Here is a 288-nt window from a genome sequence, read left to right on the forward strand (position 1 = left end):
CTGCTTGTAAGGCAGACGCTCTACCAACTGAGCTAAACGCCCGAAAACTCGGTACTACTAAATTGTATGGTTGGCGGAGCGGACGGGACTCGAACCCGCGACCCCCGGCGTGACAGGCCGGTATTCTAACCAACTGAACTACCGCTCCAACCGTAAAACTTGGTGGGCGTTGACGGAGTCGAACCGCCGACATTCTGCTTGTAAGGCAGACGCTCTACCAACTGAGCTAAACGCCCGAAAACTCGGTACTACTAAATTGTATGGTTGGCGGAGCGGACGGGACTCGAA

The 288-nt window shown here is 54.9% G+C and carries 2 tRNA genes; both read right to left on the reverse strand.

Going from position 1 to position 288, the window contains the following annotated elements:
• Nucleotides 1–71: 71 nt before the first annotated feature.
• Nucleotides 72–148: transfer RNA gene (locus tag ACZ9XP_RS10640), tRNA-Asp, on the reverse strand.
• A gap of 12 nt (nucleotides 149–160) precedes the next feature.
• A tRNA-Val gene (locus ACZ9XP_RS10645) sits at nucleotides 161–236 on the reverse strand.
• Nucleotides 237–288: the final 52 nt, after the last annotated feature.

It is taken from the genome of Vogesella perlucida, from assembly GCF_979366545.1.